The 6,003-nt window shown below is 55.9% G+C and carries 7 protein-coding genes; 3 read left to right on the forward strand and 4 right to left on the reverse strand.

From position 1 onward, the window contains the following. Together ACY692_RS13730 and ACY692_RS13735 are read right to left on the reverse strand one after the other, a co-directional pair. Positions 1–1,153, reverse strand: a 1,153-nt coding sequence (locus tag ACY692_RS13730) for an NAD(P)H-hydrate epimerase (RefSeq protein WP_462325945.1), incomplete at its 3' end; no start/stop codon positions are given. After that, the gene (locus ACY692_RS13735) at positions 1,150–1,524 is read right to left on the reverse strand and encodes a holo-[acyl-carrier-protein] synthase (protein WP_462325946.1); all 375 of its coding nucleotides are present in this window, start codon (positions 1,522–1,524) and stop codon (positions 1,150–1,152) included. The genes ACY692_RS13730 and ACY692_RS13735, both read right to left, overlap by 4 nt. 477 nt (positions 1,525–2,001) lie before the next feature. Here ACY692_RS13735 and ACY692_RS13740 point away from each other — a divergent pair, with 477 nt between their 5' ends. From ACY692_RS13740 to ACY692_RS13750, 3 genes are all read left to right on the forward strand, one after another. Continuing rightward, positions 2,002–2,514: a hypothetical protein gene (locus ACY692_RS13740; protein ID WP_462325947.1), complete on the forward strand. Its 513-nt coding sequence runs from the start codon at positions 2,002–2,004 to the stop codon at positions 2,512–2,514. A gap of 180 nt (positions 2,515–2,694) precedes the next feature. Then, a complete protein-coding gene (locus ACY692_RS13745) occupies positions 2,695–3,507 on the forward strand; it encodes a NifB/NifX family molybdenum-iron cluster-binding protein (protein WP_462325948.1) in 813 nt (270 codons plus the stop codon). Further along, the gene (locus ACY692_RS13750; protein ID WP_462325949.1) at positions 3,504–4,049 is read left to right on the forward strand and encodes a hypothetical protein; all 546 of its coding nucleotides are present in this window, start codon (positions 3,504–3,506) and stop codon (positions 4,047–4,049) included. The genes ACY692_RS13745 and ACY692_RS13750 overlap by 4 nt, the downstream gene beginning before the upstream one ends. A 23-nt stretch (positions 4,050–4,072) precedes the next feature. Here the strand turns inward: ACY692_RS13750 and ACY692_RS13755 are convergent, their stop codons facing one another. Further along, positions 4,073–5,527, reverse strand: coding sequence for a protein adenylyltransferase SelO (locus ACY692_RS13755; RefSeq protein WP_462325950.1), 1,455 nt, complete (start codon positions 5,525–5,527; stop codon positions 4,073–4,075). A 53-nt stretch (positions 5,528–5,580) separates the two neighbouring features. Then, positions 5,581–6,003, reverse strand: a 423-nt coding sequence (locus tag ACY692_RS13760) for a tryptophan synthase subunit alpha (RefSeq protein ID WP_462325951.1), incomplete at its 5' end; no start/stop codon positions are given.

Here is a 6,003-nt window from a genome sequence, read left to right on the forward strand (position 1 = left end):
GGGCAAGAAAGAAGAGAGCGTCGGCGTCGAAAAGGGTTTTGGGATGGGGGGCCTGCAGGTAGGTTGCAAGAAACTCAAGGGCACCCGGGGTCCTTCCCAGCCCCGGTCCAAGTACGACCGCATGGAATCTGGAAAGGTGGTCCGCAAGATCCTTGGCGCATGATCCATCCCAGGAATCGTTATCTCCCAAGGGAAGGCTCATGATATCCGGCCAGCCGTTTTTGATTTCGTGGACCAGATCTTTGGGGCTTCCGATGGTTACCAGCCCGGCCCCGCTTCGCATGGCGCCGACAGCACTCAAGAGCGGGGCGCCGGTATATGGAGCGGAGCCACCCAGGATAAGGACATGGCCCGCCTCTCCCTTGTGCATGGTCGGGCGGGGGAGGGGGAGGTGTCGGATGATTTTTTGTGTCAAGGCTGCATGGGTGGCGGGTGACTGGTGTTTGATGATCTTGGGCACACCTATTTTCTTGACCGCGAGTTCTCCGATGTAATCCCGCGAGGGGGGGAGGAAGAGACCCAGCTTGGCCGCCTCAAAGGTGACCGTTGCATTTGCGCGTACGGCGAGGGGGGAGGGCATTCCGGACGTTCCGTTTATCCCGGAAGGAATGTCCAGGGAAAGGACAAAGCTGTTCTTGCCCAGTTTGTTGATCGCCTTGATCCATCGCTGGTAGTTTTCTCTGAGGGGACCATGGAAACCGGTGCCCAAAAGGCCATCGATGACGATGTCTATCTTTTTTAAAAAATCCAAATGGTAATCAGGGAGATACAAACACGGAATATCCAGCCTGAGGGCCAGATCCATATGGTAAGCGCTGTCCCCGGAATACTTCTCCCGGTCCTTGGTGTGCAGTATCATCACCTTGACGTCGTGGTTCCACAATTGTCTGGCCAGGGCAAAGGCATCCCCTCCGTTGTTGCCCGAACCGGCAAAGACCACGGCGCTCCGTCCTTCAAGTGTCCCAAATTGGCGGGTGAGGACATGATAGGCTTCCCTGCTTGCGTTTTCCATGAGTATGGCCCCGGAGGGTCCATACTTTTCCATGCAAACGTGGTCCCAATGGGCCATCTCTTCCGGGGTCGGAAGGGGAGCGTACATGGACAGCAAATCTTTTTGGGTCTCCGGGTCGGGAGATGAACACGCGTTTGTCATTTTTCCTCCAAAATGACCATGGCTGAAGCGATGTCACGGCCATGCGTTATACTGAGATGGATGCCATGGACATGAAGCTGAGTGCTGCGTTGTAATGCAGGGCCGTTCAAGACAATGGTCGGCTGGCCCGATCCAAGGGAGAGGACATCGATATGTTTGAATGCGATCCCTTGGGAGAATCCAGTGCCCAATGCCTTGACACATGCCTCTTTGGCCGCAAAACGTCCCGCGACATAGGCGGTTGGACGGTGGGGAACATGTTGCCGCTCTTGGCGGGTAAGGATCTTGTCCAAAAATCTGTCCCCAAAACGGTCCAGACTCCGCTTGATGCGGTCAAGTTCGACAACGTCGATTCCAGTCCCTATTATCACCGGGATATCCTCACAGATGATTGTCTATCCGATCCACTACGATCCAGTATACAAAACCTTTATCTCTTGGGGTGTATACTACATGAAAGTCAACCCATGGGAAAAGAATCACGAATTGGGAGCAGGGCGGTCATGGGTTCTGGTCCGGACTGGCGAAAAAGGCGGGAGATTTTTGTATAATATTTTATAATTAATTGTTTTTTTAAGATAGAGTGTTTTTTGCACCGATTTCATCTGTTCTTTTCTGGTCCTTCAAACATCTCCCTCCCCCGCCAAACCACTGGCTTGACCGTTGTTGACGATTTCGTCATCTGTGATCCGACCATAGAGGACGGTCCTCTCTCCAGCTGACGTGCAGAGCTGTTTGCCCTATTTTTTCGAGCCCTGTAAATCGGGAGAAAAACCAATGCAAACCCGCCCCGGACCGATAATCCGTCAATTATTCGTAGTACAATCTGTCAAACCAAGGAGTGCTCAATGAATGGACCGGTACTGGCTTTTTTGTTTATCTGTCTGGTTATCGTCGTACTGATCGTGTTTGTCCGTCCGAGGATGAAACCGCGGGGCAAGCTGGCCCTGCCAAAGAGCGTGGGGCTGGATGCGAGCATCGAGGATCTCAAAGAGGACCATCAGAAATACGACCTCTACTATTGCGGCCGCAAGGCCGCTCCTTCGGCCCTTTTGTTCGTGCCCAAAGATGGTGCGATCCGGTGGGTTCTGTCCGACAGGAAACCCGGCGGGTGGAGGATCATTACCGACGAAGCCCTGTTCACCGATCTTTTCGCACGTATCAACGATACGGACACGGGTGTCGTCAATCAACTGAAGGTGGCCCTTCCCCCCGGGGATATCCAGGGCAGAACGCAGGATCTTTGCCTCATCTATACTGCCGGTTCAACGACATCCTACCGACAGGGCGAGGATGGAAATACCTATGTTTTGTCTCCCGTTCCTGAACGGACCAAGCGGGATTTTGACCGTAATAAATAGGCTGTTCCTGCACCCCCGTCATATAGTATATGCCTCGAGCGAGGTTATGGGGGGCGGTGCAGTCTTTGTCGGGTTGGGGTAACGCCTGCATCGGGTTTTACGGGATAAATTCTAGGTAAAGACCGGTCTGTGGTTGGAGCGATTTTTGTCCTATTAAACAAACGGATAGACGAGGTTTTCATGAAATTAGCCGTTCCGAGCACCCGGCCTGATCTTGACGGCGCTGTGGCATCGAGGCTTGGTACCGCCCGTCATCTTTTGGTGATCGAGACCGATGACATGTCCTTTGAGGTTTTGGACGGACCGCCGCGTTCGTCAGGTCCCGGGGCCGGAGTCATGGCGGTATCCCTGGTCGTGAACATGGGGGCGCGGGTCATTCTGGTGGGGCATGTTGCTTCGCATATTGTCGATGCCTTGAAAAAACAGGGGATCGATGTTGTCACTGAGGTCACAGGAACCGTGGCCGATGCCGTGGATGACTATGTCCGTGCCTGTTCCGTGGCAACGGGATCGGAGGAGGATGGGCAAACGGGGGATGGATCCGCATGTAAAGACGTTTTTTCCCGAAAGAACAGGGTGTGGACCGATGCCCTGAAAAAGGGGCTGCGCCAGTTCTATACCTTGCTGCCCCGGCTCGTCGGCGTGGTTCTTGTCCTTGGGCTTATACGCGGGTTCGTGTCTCAGGAGCTTCTCTTTTCCCTGTTTCCGGGCAACATGTTTTTCGACCCCCTGTGGGGCGGAGTTCTGGGAAGTGTCCTGGCCGGTAATGCCGTCAACAGTTATGTGATCGCCAAGGGGCTTCTCGGGGCGGGTGTGGGCCTGTCTGCTGTCACTGCCCTGATGCTCGCATGGGTCGGTGTGGGGGTTGTCCAGTTGCCTGCGGAATCAGCCGCCCTGGGCGCGTGTTTTGCCGTGGTTCGCAATCTTGCCGGATTTGTGATGGCCGTTGTTTTGTCTTTTGTGGTCCTTTTCTTGCCGGGAGGGGGGATATGAATCAGTCTGGGGGACAAACGTCTCCTTGCAAACGTTGCCTGGTGCTTGTTCGCCCCTGGCTCTTTCCCCTTGGCGTCGTGACCCTCTATGCCCTCGGGCTTCTTGTCGCCCCGGACAGGATCATCGTCTCCGCAACGATGTGCGTCTCGATATCCAGGCAGCTGCTGGTGCCCATCTCTTTGGCCCTTGTGGTCATGGTGGTATTCAACCGGTATCTGTCGCCGGCCTTGGTGACCCGGTTCCTGGGGCGCAGTGCCGGACTGAAGGGGCTTGTCTTTTCGTCGCTGGCAGGTGTCCTGTCCATGGGACCAATCTACGCATGGTATCCCCTGTTCAAAAACCTTCGGGACAAGGGCGCCTCAGTCTTCCATGTGGCCAACTTTATAGGATGCAGGGCCATCAAGCCGGTGCTGTTGCCTGTGTTGGTGGCCTATTTTGGTTGGGATTTCACTCTGGTTTTTATGGGAATGAGCCTTGCGGGATCGTTGGCCGTGGCCGGAGTCGTCAGCATGGTCTGTTGGCAAATGGAAAACCATAGATGAGGGTGTAGGGGGTCCGGCCGGGGTCATGTTCCGCAGAAGGTTTGATAGCCCTTGTCCCCATCAAGGGGCGGGTCCTGGTATTGTCGGGTCTGATCCACTTCCGCGTACGGGGAACCGAGAACCCGGAGCAATGCCTGGGCAGGGTCCGGCTTGCCGCTTTGAACACACTCGGCAATCACGGCCTCCACATGATGGTTTCTGGGGATGACTACCGGATTGCATGAGCGCATCCTTTCCTGGATTTCCAACGCATTGATCTGTTTCTTGCCGAGCCGTTTTCGCCATGCTTCCACCCATCCGGCAAGCTCATCATCCATGCGTGTTGCCGCGCTCTGGTCCGTCAATGATTCGGTCAGCAGGTCAAAGGTGATGGTGTAATCCAATCGATTGTGTTCAAGCCGGTTCAAGAGGGTATGGATGAGTTTGGCGTCATTCTGTTCGAGGGTTCTCAGTCCGATTTTTTTGCCCATCATGGTCATGTAGGCCTGGTCGAAGCGTTCCATGAAGGTCCCAAGAAGAGGCCGTACTTGATTGGCAGCCTTTTCCGCATCCTCATGGATGAGGGGGAGCAGACATTCGGCGAATCGGATCAGGTTCCATTGGGCGACTGCGGATTGGTTGCCAAAGGCGTACCTGCCTGTCACGTCGATGGAACTGTACACCGTCTCCGGATCATAGATGCCCAGCATGGCACAGGGACCATAGTCGATGGTCTCTCCGGACAGGGTCGAGTTGTCCGTATTCATGACCCCGTGGATGAACCCGACCCGCATCCATTCCACCACGAGGCGGATCTGGCGTTCCATGAGTCGTTCGAAAAGGGTGAGGTAGCGGTTGTCTCCCCGGTTGAGTAGCTCAGGATAGTGGCGCTCCATGGTGTAGGTGCACAGGGTCTCGAGGGATCGGATGTCTCCCTTGGCCGCAAAGTATTGGAACGTGCCGATACGGATATGGCTCGATGCGACCCTGGTCACAACGGCACCGGGTAAAAGGGTCTCGCGCATAACCGGTTCTCCCGTGGTGACGACACCCAGACATCGTGTTGTGGGGACCCCCAGGGCATGCATGGCCTCGCTCATGATGAATTCCCGAATGGCCGGTCCCAGGGCGCACCGCCCGTCACCGCCTCTGGAAAAGGGGGTGCGGCCGGACCCCTTGAGCTGGATGTCCCATTGTCTGCCGGATCGGTCGGTGATCTCCCCGAGAAGATGGGCCCGGCCGTCACCCAGGCGGGGAACAAAGTTGCCGAACTGGTGGCCGGCGTATGCCGTGGCAATGGGCTGAGAACCTGGAAGAAGGCGGTTGCCCGAGAAGACCCGGGCCAGGGATGGCGGATCGTTTTGCAGGTCGTCCGGGATCAGCAGGTCGTCGGCCAGGGCGTGATTCCATAGGAAGGGCTGGGGATCGCGTACCGGTACAGGGTGGATTTTTTCGTGGAACTGCTCGCCGAGGTCGGCGTAAGAATTGGAGAGTTTCATGGGGTCTCCGGTGTTGGTACGGGTGTTCTGTCGGCGCTCCCCCGGGGGGGGGCTTATCTTCCGATTTTTCCGCATTTTTCCAAAAATCGGGTCACACCCTCTTTACCTTCTTTTTCATACAGATTGATCACATGACTGCCGACCACGGCCACGTCGGTCCTGCCGATGAGCTTTTCCACGTGTTCCGGCGAACTGATGCCGAATCCCGCAGCTATGGGCAGGTCGGTCAGGGAACGGATACGGTTCAGGAATGCGATGCCCTGATCGTCTATGTCTGTGCCCGCGCCGGTGATGCCCACCTTGAGGGTGGAGTAGATGAACCCCTGGGCAATGGCGCAGACTTTTTCGAGGCGTTCTTCGTTTGTCGACGGCGAGGTCACCTGGATGATTTTGAGGCCTGCCTTGTGGGCCAGGCCCATGTGCTCATCGGTTTCTTCGTCAAAGGGGAGATCCGGAATGATGAGCCCCTGAATGCC

The sequence above is a fragment of the Desulfoplanes sp. genome (genome assembly GCF_054921335.1).